The sequence below is a fragment of the Bifidobacterium sp. LH_416 genome (assembly GCF_056357055.1).
Window position 1 is genome coordinate 183,734 of sequence record NZ_JBKEVJ010000005.1, and the last position, 14,273, is coordinate 198,006.

Genomic DNA, 14,273 nt, shown 5'->3' on the forward strand with positions numbered 1-14,273 from the left:
GAGCCCCTACGAGGAAAGCTGAAACGGGGTATGTGGTTCTAGCTTCAGTTATGCACATTTGTTGTGGAAAAGACGGTGGATAACTTACCGGACTGGGCAATTGATGTCCTGAAACGACTACAACGCAACCACAACGTCACAACGAAGAAGCACAACGATGGAGCACAAATGCGTTGACGACTCGTTGGAATGCCACGCCAGCGCAAAAAGTGCGTTATTGCGCTGGCGTGGCACACTCTCATGCCACACCAATGCATATTATCGATAATGTGTGCCAGCGTGGCACGATTTATGGGAGAAATCAGTGTTGGATCATGGGGTCTTGTGCCACGCTGGCGCAATAATGCACTTTTTGCGCTGGCGTGGCACATACCAAATACACAAATGCCCTTGCACTGCAGTAGCAATGCAAGGGCATTCTAGTTCTAGAGGGAAATCTCTCTAATCACCTATGGCGACGCTTTGGACTTTAGTCCTCGAATGCTGAGCCGTGAAGCGGGAAGCCCAGTGGGCTTCCCGTAAGCGAAGTGAGCGGCTTGCCGCGAAAGATCCGTGAGAGGACTTTAGTCCTCGAACGGATCAAAGTCGCGACGCACGCGGCGGCGAGGACGCTCGGAACGCTCTTCGCGATCGGCGCGGTAATCGTCGTAGTTGTCGTCGGTGGCGTAGCGCGGGTTGCGGTCAGAACCGCGGCCGCGACCACGGCCGGAGGAACGACGGTCATCTCGATCGAAATCACGATCAGCGGAGCGGCGGCGACGCGGACGATCATCATCGCGGTCATCACGATCAAAATCACGATCATCACGATCAGCGCGGGAGCCACGGGAGCCACGGCCACCACGACGATCATCATCGCGGTCATCACGATCGAAATCACGGTCATCACGATCAGCGGAGCGGCGGCGACGCGGACGATCATCGTAATCGTCCTCGAAATCGTCGTGGTCAACCGGACGGCGGCGACGCGGACGATCATCATCGCGATCGTCACGATCGAAATCACGGTCATCACGATCAGCGCGGGAGCCACGGCCACCACGGCCACCACGACGATCATCACGGGAGCCACGGCCACCACGACGGTCGTCACGATCGCCGCGCTCGGAGCGGGAACCGCCGCGAGAGCCAGCGCCGGATTCCTGATCTTCGAAGCCCGGAATAGCCAGAGAGATCTTGCCGCGATCGTCAACGCCCTGCACGACGACCTCAACGTTGTCACCTTCCTTGAGCACGTCTTCCACGGAATCGATGCGCTCACCGTTGGCGAGGTTGCGAATCTGGGAGATGTGCAGCAGGCCGTCAGTACCCGGGGTGAGGTTCACGAAAGCACCGAAGGAGGTGGTCTTCACAACCTTGCCGTTGTAGGTTTCGCCGGCTTCCGGCACGTGCGGGTTGGCGATGGAGTCGATAATCTGCTTGGCCTTCTCAGCGGCTTCGCCACCTTCGGAGGAGATGAAGACGGTACCGTCATCCTCAATGGCAATCTCAGCACCAGTGTCTTCCTGGATCTGGTTGATCATCTTGCCCTTCGGGCCGATGACTTCGCCGATCTTCTCAACCGGAACAGTGGTGGTGATGATGCGCGGAGCGAACTCGCTCATCTCAGCCGGGCCGTCGATGCACTCGTTGATGACCTCGAGGATGGTGGTGCGAGCTTCCTTAGCCTGCTGCAGAGCGGCAGCCAGGATGTCGGCCGGAATACCGTCGAGCTTGGTGTCGAGCTGCAGAGCGGTGATGAACTCGGAGGTACCAGCCACCTTGAAGTCCATATCACCGAAGGCATCTTCAGCGCCCAGAATATCGGTCAGGGTCTTGAAGATGTGCTTGCCATCAACATCGCCGGAGACCAGGCCCATAGCAATGCCGGCAACCGGAGCCTTCAGCGGCACGCCAGCGGCGAGCAGGGACAGGGTGGATGCGCACACGGAACCCATGGAGGTGGAACCGTTGGAACCAATGGCCTCGGAGACCTGACGAATGGCGTACGGGAACTCTTCGCGGCTCGGCAGCACCGGCACCAGAGCCTTCTCGGCCAGAGCACCGTGGCCGATTTCGCGGCGCTTCGGGGAGCCGACACGGCCGGTTTCACCGGTGGAGTACGGCGGCATCTCGTAGTTGTGCATGTAACGCTTGGACTGCGGGCCGGACAGAGCGTCGATCTGCTGCTCCATCTTGAGCATGTTCAGGGTGGTGACGCCCAGAATCTGGGTTTCGCCGCGCTGGAACAGAGCGGAGCCGTGCACGCGAGGCACGATGTCCACTTCGGCGGACAGGGTACGGATATCGCGCAGGCCACGGCCATCGATGCGGTAGTCCTCGGTCAGGATGCGGCGGCGCACAATCTGGCGCTGCAGCTCCTTGAACGCGTTGCCGAGCTCCTTGTCCTTCTCGGCGTCGTCCATGTCGGTGAACTCGTTGGCGAGAACCTCGCGCACGTGTTCCTTGATCTCGTGGATGCGATCCTGGCGCGGCAGCTTCTCGGCGATGGAGAGAGCCTCATCCAGATCCTTGTGAGCGATCTCGTCGATGCGGGAGTACAGCTCGTCGGTGTACTCCGGGAAGAGCTGGAATTCCTTGGTTTCCTTGGCGGCCTTCTCCTTGAGCTCGTTCTGAGCGTCGCAGATCACCTTGATGAACGGCTTGGCAGCCTCGAGGCCCTGAGCCACAACGGTTTCGTCCGGCTTGGTCTGGCCCTCATCGTAGATCAAGTGCCAAGCGTTCTTGCCAGCGCCGGCCTCAATCATAGCGATAGCAACATCACCGTTCTCGATCACGCGGCCAGCGACCACGATCTCGAACACAGCGCGTTCGCGCTCGCTCCAACGCGGGAAGGCGACCCACTGGCCGTCAATCAGAGCCAGGCGGACACCGGAAACCGGGCCGGAGAACGGCAGACCGGAGATCATGGTGGAAGCGGAGGCGGCGTTCAGAGCGATAACGTCGTAAGCATCATCCGGGTTCACGGCGAGCACGGTTTCCACAACCTGCACTTCGTTGCGCAGCGTGTGCGGGAACAGCGGGCGCAGCGGGCGGTCGATAATACGGCAAGCGAGAATAGCCTCAGCGCTCGGGCGGCCTTCACGGCGGAAGAACGAACCCGGGATCTTGCCGGCTGCGTACATCTTTTCTTCCACATCCACGGTCAGCGGGAAGAAGTCGTAGTTCTCCTTCGGGCTGGAGCCAGCGGTGGTAGTGGACAGAATCATGGAATCATCGTCGAGGTAGGCGGCCACAGCACCATCGGCCTGCTGTGCAAGGCGGCCGGTCTCGAAGCGCAGCGTGCGCTTACCAAACGATCCATTGTCGATTACGGCCTCAACGGCCTTAATTTCGGGACCCTCCATAGGGTTCCTCCTTTTTATTTATCTATTTATTCCTACATGCAGTGCGGCTTCATGCCGCATGTCCTCTTCAGCGGACGTCACATACCTTGTTCCGGCTGGCCCCTTGGCCGCCGCTCCTCGTGTCAACCCATTTCATTCAGGTTCTCTTGTCGGCCTTACCTACGTGAACTTCAGCACCCGACTCGATGCCGCGCGGTGCTTGTTTTGTGGCCTATCCTCTAACCCTCTTGTTGTTGTTGCCGTTGGCTGGCGTATGTAAAACGCCCGAGCACCATATTAGGCACTCGGGCGGAAGTCTGTAATTATCGACGCAGACCCAGACGCTCGATCAGGGAGCGGTAACGGTTGATGTCGACGCGCTTGAGGTAATCAAGCAGACGACGACGATCACCAATCATGAGCTGCATACCACGACGGGAGTGGTGGTCGTGCTTGTGCTGCTTCAGGTGCTCGGTCAGGTCAGCGATGCGCTTGGACAGGAGGGCAACCTGAACCTCGGGGGAACCGGTGTCACCTTCGTGCGTTGCGTACTCGTTGATAATCTGGGTCTTCTCTTCAGCCGTCAGTGCCACGGCATCCTCCTTAATTGTGTCGTTGCGCGGTGTTTCGTGCGGGCTCGCTCGAAACGCTCTCTATCCGCGGGCGAAATCACGCCAAATGAGAACTTTACGGCAGGGGGCGGACTGCAAATGCGCAGCCTCACACAGTAGTCAGCAATCCACCAAACAGTACGACGAACAAAGCCAACGCTTCAATCGCAAAGTACAGAATAAAACTGGCCCAGCTTTTGGTCAGTACGTTAAGCGGCGAAGTTTTCTTAATAATGACTAGTAAGCCTACGAATACTACTGCGTATACAGCAATGGCTATTGCGGCGGCCAAAATGCCAAGGTTTGCAGCATTGAATACGTTCGCTTGATCGCCGTACACCACGTATGTGGAATACCAGAAGTTCAGATTGAGCATGCTCAGGCCTGCAATAAACTGTTCGGCTGCAAGTCCTATTACGAATACGATTAGCCATGGCCAGGAAGGCGATACGACTATGGCCATTGCGAGGCCCACGTACGCGATCACCACTACCGCCCAGCCCACTAAGGCAATGCCGCGCGGTTCGATTCCGCCTAATGCCGCGACTACAGCATATGTGTTATTGACTGCGAGCGTGCGACCGAACCAGTACGGCGCGATAATGGCCACCAAAGCGGCGACGATGACGGCAATCCAGCGTGCCGGATGTGCCCGCCGACGTTCGATATCCGCCAGCGATAATTCGGTGACGGGAATCGACGCCTCAGGGTGCTTGGACACCTCAACGGTTTCGACTTTGCCGCCCACGATTTCCGTAGCCTCGTTCGGTTCCTTTTGCATGCGCCGCCTCGCCCATTAGTAATTCACTCGCATGAGTCTGCCGCATAAGCCTGCTGCTCTGTGAGTGAGTTGCAGTTTGATTGCGGTGCCTATCTTAGCGTGCCCGCCAGCCTGCACAGTATTATCTGCTGCAAGCTGGCATGATATTCGCAATGAGCACTATGCACAGCCGCTTTTGCTAATCATCTGCTGATTTATGACTCTGCCTGCTGGGCCGCATTATTGTCAATGGTTGATTCAGTACTCTGGGTTTGATTTTTGTGCTGTTCAGTGTGCAGCAGCGCTTCCAGCATGTCTACTTGACGTTCAAGCTCGTCAATGCGACGAACTTGCTGCGAAATCAGCAGATCACGCAGATCGTTGTCCATCACAGCGCCGTCCGCGTTGTTCAATGGCAGTACGATTGCGCGGCGTTCGGGGGAAACATGGAAATCAGATTCTACTGGTTTATGCTCATTGTTTTCCTGAAAAATAGCCGAAGAAGATACCCCCCCCCCGGCCATTTTTAGGGTTTAATTTGGTGGAATTTGATTGCAATATTTCGTCTTGCTGTTCACGCCAACGTGCAATACACCGTTCGATACGCTTATAACCAATCAGAGCAGGATCCAGCCCAGCTTCGCGGAACATGCGTACTGGAGACGCGCCTTGATTGTAGTGAATTATGCAATAGCGTTTGAAATCGTCGGTATATGTAATGCGTTTCGAGGTGGCTCCCGCTACCGACGGCAACGACTTTAAATATTTAATTTCCTCGGGGCTGAATACCCCTCCGCCACTGGCCATTATCATCCCTTACTTGCATTTGGAAGGCTACTACAACAGCACGTGCATGATTCGGGATAGTAGTACGTATTATCTGAACCGACTTAACCCCTAGAAGGGTTAATAATGTACCCGATTTTCCTTGATAATGCACGAAAAAAGCCGGCCTGAATACTCAGGTCGGCTTTGGTATTACTTGTTACTCAATTATGAGATTGAGTAACTGTCAAGCTCACGCTTCGAGAGCGCGCTTGGTGGAACGGGACTTGGCGAACACAGTCACGCCAGCGCCTGCGATCAGCAGAGCGAGAACGGCGAACAGTGCAGTGCCAGCAGCACCAGTCAGCGGCAGCTGGGTGATGTTCTTGACGTTGACAACGGTTACAACATTATCTTTCTCAGTAGCAAGCTTGTTTGCATCCTGCGTCAGGGTCACAGTAGTGCCGTTCTCATCAGAATGGACATTGACATAGAAGGTAGGCAGGAAGTTGGAGGAGTAGCCTTCAGGAGCCTTAACCTCCACAATCTTGTAGTCGCCTTCGAGGCCTTCGAGAACAGTCTTCTGGTTGTTGGTGCTGTTAACGGTCACTACATCAGGATTTTCCTGCTTAGCATTAGCATCCACACGATACTTCATGCCGGAGTTGACAGAGCTCTGGAACTTCAGCGGCGTGGTGGAGTAACCGTCACCTTCCTTGGCATAGACCTGGAACTGAGCGCCATCCAAAGCTTCGCCCTGAGCATTAGTCTTCGTCAGCTGAAGCTGGCCGGTGTAGACATCGGCGGTTGCCCAATCAGTGGACTTGTCATTGAATTGAACCTTCACGGAGTTAGCGTTCTTGTACGGAGCCAAGACAGCCTTCGTGTTCAGGGTTGCAGTGTACTTGACGACAATCTTGTCGTTGAAGTTGTAGTTGTTGATAATCGAGGACAGGTCAACAGTGATGGAGGTGCTGTTGCCGGAAGTAGTGGGCTCGGTGACCGTCACATACTGTGCAGGATTTTCGACGGCCTTACCACCGATGGTGATGCTGTCAACCTGCTTGTAAGTGAAGTTGACGGAGAGAGAATCCACGAACTTGAAGCTCGGGGATGCCACACCAGTGTTGTTCGGCACAGCGCTGGTCAGCGTGTAATACACGTCCTTGCCGATCTCCTGAGCAACAGACTGGCTACCATCCTCACTCTGCACGGTGCTCACAGTCTTGCTGACCGGAACAGTGTCGGGCTTCACGTTAACCGTGCCCAGCGGCTGATCCTTGAGCTGGTTGTATACAGTGCCATCAACGGTTACCTGAGTACCAACCAACACAGCAGAACCATACTTGGTGGACGGAGTCGTGGTTCCCGGATAGGTGACCTGATGGGAATCGGTCACGAGGTACCAGCCTTCTTCAGTTACCTGATCGGCAGCAACGCCCTTGGCCTGCAGAGCGGTATCATCTCTTACAGCCTTCTGAAGAGCCGAAGCGAACTCACGCAGAGCGGCGCTGTCCGTCATCGTATCCCAGGAAGCTACATAAGCAATCGGATTGCTCTTGTACGGATCAGGAATCTGGCCGTTGTCCTTCTTCGAGGCAGGAACAGCGGCGGTGACAGCATCAGCCCAGCCGTCAACAGTGTTCACGCTAACGCTTGCAAGCTTGCCGTCCTTCACCTCAGCAGAGGTGTAATCGCCAATCTTGTAGGCAGTATAGGTATGGCCAGCCTCAGCACCATTCAAGGTGATGAGAGAATCGGCCGCATTAGCGGTGGTGACGCCGAACGCCATACCACCGAGCAGGGTGGCCACAGCGGCTACGCCCGCGAAAAGCTTCCTCATCTTCATGAGAAATCCTCTCTTCCTTATTACTTCTTATTGCCGGCAGAGGAGACCACCGGCATGTGTTTTCTTGCAATCGCGGAGGCCGCAGCCCCTTAGCAGGGCCACCGCGATCCGCAAATCTTTAATTTGAGCGAGGGGCTAGTGGTTTGAATCGCTCCCCTCAGTCACCTGCGGTGCCAGCTCCCCTCAGCGAGGGGGAGCCAAAAACATCACAGGATTGCGTGGGAATCAGATCAGTTGACGCTTGCGCCAGATGGTGTAGCCAGCCGCAGCGATCAGAGCAAGCGTGCCCATACCGCCGCCAAACACCACCCAGTCACGAGCCGACTTGCCACCCGTGAGCGGCAACTGAGAGACCGAGATAAACGTGTTCGAAATCTTGCCACCGGTGACAGCGTCTACAGTGAACTCATTCCCATCGGAGGCATCATTCGTAGGCAGAACCGCGACGTCGTAGGTTGTATCGGAAAGCTGATATCCCTTAGGAGCAACAGTTTCCTTCAACGAATACTCGCCCCACTTCAGACCAGACACCTTAATAGTGCCGGCGTTGTTGGCTGCAGTATCGTTATCGCCATCGTCAACCACGTTCTTGCTGAAGTTGGTATCAGTCTTACCGGTGAGCGTCCATTCAGAACCAGACAACAGCTGATCCTGCTTGTTAGCGTCCACCTTTTCCCACTGAACAGCACCAGGCTTCGCGGTATTGACCACCGTGCAAGTGAGGTCAACGCCTTGAGCCAAGTTCACCGTGTCGTTCTTGGAAACCGCGACCTTATTACCATTGGCATCCACGCAAGACCACTGGCCTGCAGAGTAACCGCCGAAGTACTTGTAGCCTGTGGAAGTATCAGCCGATTCGCTCAACTTATAAGTTCCAGGAGCCACCAGAGTCTTGGCCACAGACTGCTTGGAAACATTGCCATCAGTAGTGACCTCGCCAGACGGATTAATTGCATCAATACCGTAAGTACCGTTGTTCTTCAACGCAGACAGCTTCCAATCGGAAGGCTTTGCACCGTAGGTGCCAGCATTCGTATTATCCACGCCCTTGACCAGCGTGATACTTGGCACATTCACCTGAATAACAGGCTTGTCATATGCAGAGCTTTGCTGCTCGCCTACAGTCTCCTGACCATTTACATTGGTAACGACCTTGTAGTACACGTTTGCCTGCGTAGTGCCATCAGCATTATCAGCATTGGAATAGAAACCAGGCTTACCGGAGCTGGTGTCATTACCTTCAGCATCAGTGCCTTGATCACCGGTGTTCGGGTATTGGCCAGAATGCTCAATGAAGTACTGATATGCAGCATCAGACGGCTTCAGCATGATGGACACCGTGTAGGTGACGCTTGGGCTGAGCTTTGTACCTTCGTCGAAGTTCAGCGACAGCTGTTGCGTTTGCTGGTCATAAACCGCGTGCATCTTTGTTGCTGCCGGATCCGTCTTCGATACATCGTTACCGTCTGCATCACGAGCGGAAGCGGACAGTAGGTATCCAGTGCCACTGTTTTGATCAGTCGACACTGCATAGCCTGACAGGGTGTCCTTAATCAGCACATCCTGATACGTGGAATTCGTCTTGATCTGTTCGATGATGGTATCGAATGCGTTAGCAAGCTTCGTGGCATCCGTACCATCGAAGAAGGTTCCCTGCGGATTGATGTCCTGAGCGAATTCCTGCATCTTCTCATTCGCTTCAGCACCAGTACTTACTGCATACAGCGTGGCGCCATTGCGCTGATTAGCTTGATTGACGGCAGCTTGGAAATTCCTGTTGTCATCATCACTGGAACCATCTCCTCCGCCAATGCGATATGTAGGAGCACCATCAGACACAAATACGATGTATTTTTTCGCTCCGGCGCGTGCAGTATTCAAAGAATTGGCAGACTTCAATGCAGCTTCCCAGTTCGTACCGCCACCGTTTTGGTAGCTCGCATCCATATTGCTGAAGGAATTGATAACGGCCTGAGAAGATGTGGTCCACTGACCATTACCAAGCCTTTCAATACGAGACGTAGTATCAAAATCTACTACGGACATTTGCACTTGCTGGTCAGCTGGCAAAGCAGCATTTTCTGCCGTCAGCAACTTCTGCGCAAGCGTCGATGCTGCTGAAGTTGCAATTTCCCAACGGCTATTGCCATAGGAAGTGCAGTCCCCAAACCAATCTGTTTTCAGACATTCCCGATTCGACATACTGCCGGAGGAATCCATCACCAACACCACGTCGGCAGGCTGGTGCTTCTCTTCAGTGCTAGCACGGGATGCGCCAGTCACATCAAGGCTCAGCCAATAGGTGCCATCGTTGTTGTACTTGATGTACTTACGGTGTGCAGGAGCGCCCAAATCCGTATCAGCATTTGCCTCAACGCTTGCCGGCTTCAGGCTGGAGGCCTCGGCTGTTGCCTCAGCTTTCGCCTTTGCATCAGTCGAAGTTTCTTCCTGCTTTGCCTGAGTATTAGCGTTAGCGGATTGATCAGCCATAGCGGTTGCGCTTACGCCGGCGACGCCACCGAGCATCGCCAAAGCAGCAATGATGGCTACGGCACGCTTACCGTTTTTGTTCGCCGCATCCCCAACTGCGGCGAACCAGTCTCTCATTCTCTTCATAGCCTTGCCTATCTCTACGATTGCGTACGCCAAACCCTGGCTATACGCCTACAAGGCGTTAGGCTATTCAACGAAAAATGAGGATGCGTACACCCTAGTAGAGGGCAGATTTTCCCCGAAATATCAAGGATTATTGGAATCTCTGGAAAGCTTCGATTGCACAACTCCCCCGAAGTGCAATCAGCTTTTCCCTATAGCATGGCGAGTCGCGCCCGAGATGCGGGATTCGGACAGCAGCAAGCCTCAAACAAGGCTACGTGCAAATCTTGCGCTGATGCGGCGAGTGCAGCCGAAAACAGTAAAGGCCGGAAACCCTTGCAGTGCTTGGGCTTCCGGCCTTTTTTAGTGGAGCGGATGACGGGAATCGAACCCGCGTAATCAGTTTGGAAGACTGAGGCTCTACCATTGAGCTACATCCGCGTTTAGGGCGTCGCTTTTGGCGACTTGAGATATTATACACAAATCCCCGAAAGCAGCAAGCCCATATTGGTGCCGCAATCTGCAGCTACTCGCACGCTATGCCATCGCGATCACGGTCAAGCTTGGTGGAGTATCCCGGCTGCCCTTGATATAGCGGCGCAGCACCAGCGGCTCGCACCGCGTCACAGTTGGCGTAATACACATTTTGCTGAGCCTGTTGTTGCTGCTGTTGCTGCTGTGCCTGCTGCTGGGCTTGCGCTTCGGCCTGCCTTTGCGCTTCTGCGGCAGCAGCCTGCTCTTCGGCCGCCTTCCTAGCTGCTTCTTCTTCGGCAGCCTTCTGAGCGGCCTCCTCCTCTGCCTTCTTTTGCGCTTCTTCCTCGGCTTGCTTCTTTGCTTCCTCTTCCGCCTTAATGTCGCTTTCCTTGCGAACGTTAATCACCGGCTTATCGCCATCGGTCACCGATTGGACAATCCAGTTTGAAGCCATAAGCACCATCTTGCCGGTGTCACTTTTCACTTCGTAATCATCAGTAGTAAAACCAGCTTTTTCCAGCTCGTCCTTTGCCTCAGACCACACACGACCTTTGGTTGCAATTTCGGAAATCCGGGACACATCTTTGCCAATCGTCAGCTTGATTTCAGTACTTGAGCTCACAGACTCACCAGCTTGAGGATCCTGCGCGAGCACCACCCAGTCATCCTCGTCAGTATCCTTGCCTTCTTTATCCACCGACGTAATATCGCTGAAGCCTTGTTCCTTCAGCGCATCGCGCGCGTCAGACAACGTCTTTTCAGTCACATCGGGAACAGTAGCCTGAGCGGATTCCGAACATCCGCCCAGCACGAGTCCCAGAACCATTGCCAGGACCACAGCCAGCACCCAAACAATCATTCTGGAGCGCTTGGCATACGAACATACAGCAGAATAATGCGTCATCGCACTTCTCTCCTCATTTATTTGAACAGCTCTCGAACGGTGGTATGTAAAGAACCTTCACCATTGAATTGATTCCAGCATACCGAAAAGAAGCAGAGCAATCACCGGCGCGCGGGCCTGCCAAACATAAAACGATGGCGGCTCTCATCGTTAGTAAGGAGAGCCGCCATCGTTCAAGCGCAAACAGGATCAGAGAATCACAGCATCACAGGTGAATGAAGCGAGCTTCGTACGGAGCGAGGTCGGCTTCCAGCGGATCCTTGATTACAGAGTCGCCGGATTCATCAGCCCCCGGGTTCAAGTGCACGTGCTGCTCAAGTTCGGAGAAGTTGAACAGGCCCACCAGCACGGCGTCATCAACCTTACGAATCACTGCAAGCACAGCATCATTGAAGGTATCCCAAGTGGAAACCCAGGCATCCGGAGCGAAGCACGGATCGTGACGCTCTTCGCGCAGGCCTTCCATGCCCTTCCACAGTCGGTTCTGAAGCGTGCCAGCCTTCTTGCGCAGCGCAGCCTTGTCCCAGTCGAACTTGCTGCGGTGGAGGTTGCGGCTGTCTTCCACACGATCCGGATCATCCTTGTAATCCCAGCCGTTGAGCTGGCCGATTTCGTCGCCGCAGTTGAGCATCGGGAAACCGCGAAGGAATGCCATGGTCTGATGCATCAGCAGATCGCGCTTGATCGAGGTCTCATACAGCGGCTTGTCATGTGTGATGATGGCCTTTTCAATGCCGGTGAGGGATGCGGTGGTGCCGCAGCTACGGGCGTCGCGGGTGGCTTCATCGTAGTTGTAGAGCTCGCCCATCGACCAGCTGCCGGGAACTGCGCCCTCGTAGAAGTGGTACAGGAATTCCTTGTGCTTCAGCGGGTCGATGTCGAGGTAACGTTCCACATCCTCGTCGAGTCCCCAGCCGATATCGTCATGGCAGCGCAGGTAGTTGACGAACCAGCAGTTTTCAGGCAGAGCGTCGAGCTTATCGATTTGGTTCTTGAGCAGACGCACATCGCGGCTGGCGAGCGCGCTCCACAGGTTCACCATGATGGACACGTTGTACAGCATGTGGCACTCGGGGGCTTCCGGAGTGCCGAAGTAGGCGGCGAGCTCCTTGGGGGCCATCACCACTTCGCCCTTCAGCACCACGGCCGGGCAGACGCATTCCAGAATGATGCGCAGCATGCGCACGATGGTGTGCACCTGAGGCAGGTTACGGCAGTTGGTGCCGAGTTCCTTCCAGATGTACGGCACGGCGTCGATACGGAAGACTTCCACGCCGAGGTTGGCCAGGTGCATCACGGAGCCCATCATGGCCACAAGCACCTTGGGGTTGCGGTAGTTGAGGTCCCACTGGAATGGGTAGAACTGGGTCATAACCCACTTGCCCATCTGCTCGTTCCAGGTGAAGTTGCCCGGAGCGGTGTTCGGGAAGACCTGCGGCACGTGCGCATCATACTCATCCGGCACGGTGCGGTCGTCGTAGCAGAAGTAGTAATCCTGATATTCGGGATCGCCGGCCTGCGCGGCCTTGGCCCAGCGGTGGGAGGAAGCGGTGTGGTTCATCACGAAGTCGATGCACAGGCTGATGCCGGCGCGGCGCAGCTTCTTGGCGAGGTTTGCGAGGTCTTCGTTCGTGCCGAGCTTGGGGTCGACGGTGTCGAAATCCTGGACCGCGTAACCACCGTCGTTGTTCGGGTGCGGCATATCAAGCAGCGGCATCAGGTGCAGGTAGGTGAGCTTCTGCTCCTTGAGGTACGGAATCTTATCCGCAAGCTTCTTGAGGTCGCCGGCGAAAAGGTCGGTGTACATGGTCATGCCGAACATGTCGCCGCGCTTGTACCATTCCGGATCCTGCTCGCGAGTCTTGTCGAGACGCTTCAGATCCGTCGGACGATCGGCGTACGAGGTGGCCATGGATTCGAGGAGGGCGTTGAAGTCTTCGGCAGCGGTAGGACGCTCACCGTAGAGGCTCATGAAGAGCTGCTCGAGCTCATCTTTACGAGATGCGAGGCGAGACTGGAATACAGGGCTTGGGGCAGTACGCTTCGGTTTAGCTGCTGTTTTTGCTTTAGCGTTGGCCTTTGCTGCGGTCGTACGCTTTGTTGCTGCGGCGGTCTTGGCCAACTTTGCGGTCTTGGCCTTGGCTGCGGTGGTGGTTGCTTCTACCGATTGGTTACCCTGAGCCATCGGAAACTCCTTCGTCCCATTCTTTATGCCCGCGTCAACCGATTGACGTTGATGTCTATAGTATCGAACCGGTTCGACGTCGGCATGTGCGACACTCCGGGGAATTCCTTACTTTTCAGGCGATGTTTCATCCACGCGAATCAGGCGACCATCAAGACGCGATTATCACCACAGCCGAAGCAACAGGACCATCGTGGCTGAGAGAAATATGAATCTGAATCGCGGGAATCGAACCCGCGTAATCATGAAACGATTGCTCAGCATTGCCAGACAGCATCACACGTGGCACACCGCGCGAATCATCGAGGATTTCGACTTCTCGCCACGGGAAATTATCAAGCGTAAATGGGTAAGACCGCTCCCCCAGCGCCTCGCACCACGCTTTGAGGAACGCTTCCTTGCCAGCCCACTTGGCCGCCAAATGCACAGCCTCGCCATCGTTTTTTTGACGCGCGCGTTCGGCGGCCTGCCGAAGCTCGCGCGGCGAAAACAGCGAGCGCATCCGAGAGCCAGGCTCGGCGAGCTGCTCGGCAAACGCAGTCACATCGACCACATCATGCCCCAAACCTTGCACTCCCATAACGGCAATTCGCCTTCCACCCCTCATTACAGACATCTCAACAGTAGGACACTGACCAACAATTGTCGAAATGGACCTTCATCAGAATCCAACAAGGGAACGGAATACCAATATGGGCATTTCTGCGTTACCAGGGGCTGATTTGCGGTTCGCCGGAGGTCTATCTGCGTTACAAGGGGCTGGTCGCCGCACTATCAATACTCAAAAACGGCGTAATACCAACG

The 14,273-nt window shown here is 55.3% G+C and carries 9 protein-coding genes, 1 tRNA gene and 1 pseudogene; all 11 read right to left on the reverse strand.

Going from position 1 to position 14,273, the window contains the following annotated elements; translation table 11 throughout:
• Positions 1-563: 563 nt before the first annotated feature.
• The 11 genes and pseudogenes from AC1AY0_RS10340 to AC1AY0_RS10390 all read right to left on the reverse strand — a co-directional run bounded on the left by AC1AY0_RS10340 (position 564) and on the right by AC1AY0_RS10390 (position 14,049).
• Positions 564-3,347, reverse strand: coding sequence for a polyribonucleotide nucleotidyltransferase (locus AC1AY0_RS10340; RefSeq protein WP_476524013.1), 2,784 nt, complete (start codon positions 3,345-3,347; stop codon positions 564-566).
• A gap of 302 nt (positions 3,348-3,649) precedes the next feature.
• On the reverse strand, positions 3,650-3,919 hold the full coding sequence (gene rpsO / locus AC1AY0_RS10345) for a 30S ribosomal protein S15 (protein WP_109058111.1): 270 nt from the start codon (positions 3,917-3,919) through the stop codon (positions 3,650-3,652).
• 127 nt (positions 3,920-4,046) lie between these two features.
• Positions 4,047-4,718, reverse strand: a complete 672-nt coding sequence (locus tag AC1AY0_RS10350; RefSeq protein WP_476526372.1) for a hypothetical protein — start codon at positions 4,716-4,718, stop codon at positions 4,047-4,049.
• Between the two features lie 194 nt (positions 4,719-4,912).
• Positions 4,913-5,086, reverse strand: coding sequence for a hypothetical protein (locus tag AC1AY0_RS10355; protein ID WP_476526374.1), 174 nt, complete (start codon positions 5,084-5,086; stop codon positions 4,913-4,915).
• A 180-nt stretch (positions 5,087-5,266) separates the two neighbouring features.
• Positions 5,267-5,504: pseudogene (locus AC1AY0_RS10360) on the reverse strand (hypothetical protein); the annotation flags it as partial.
• A gap of 211 nt (positions 5,505-5,715) precedes the next feature.
• On the reverse strand, positions 5,716-7,311 hold the full coding sequence (locus tag AC1AY0_RS10365) for an isopeptide-forming domain-containing fimbrial protein (RefSeq protein WP_476524017.1): 1,596 nt from the start codon (positions 7,309-7,311) through the stop codon (positions 5,716-5,718).
• Positions 7,312-7,536: 225 nt separating this feature from the next.
• Positions 7,537-9,927 (reverse strand): DUF7604 domain-containing protein, encoded by a 2,391-nt coding sequence (locus tag AC1AY0_RS10370; protein WP_476524018.1) that lies wholly within the window; start codon positions 9,925-9,927, stop codon positions 7,537-7,539.
• A gap of 346 nt (positions 9,928-10,273) precedes the next feature.
• Positions 10,274-10,347 (reverse strand) — tRNA-Gly (locus AC1AY0_RS10375).
• A gap of 85 nt (positions 10,348-10,432) precedes the next feature.
• The gene (locus AC1AY0_RS10380; protein WP_476524019.1) at positions 10,433-11,284 is read right to left on the reverse strand and encodes an excalibur calcium-binding domain-containing protein; all 852 of its coding nucleotides are present in this window, start codon (positions 11,282-11,284) and stop codon (positions 10,433-10,435) included.
• Between the two features lie 205 nt (positions 11,285-11,489).
• Complete coding sequence (locus AC1AY0_RS10385; RefSeq protein ID WP_476526375.1) at positions 11,490-13,469, reverse strand: alpha-amylase family protein; 1,980 nt, start codon at positions 13,467-13,469, stop codon at positions 11,490-11,492.
• Between the two features lie 151 nt (positions 13,470-13,620).
• Complete coding sequence (locus AC1AY0_RS10390) at positions 13,621-14,049, reverse strand: holo-ACP synthase (RefSeq protein WP_476526377.1); 429 nt, start codon at positions 14,047-14,049, stop codon at positions 13,621-13,623.
• Between the last annotated feature and the right edge of the window lie 224 nt (positions 14,050-14,273).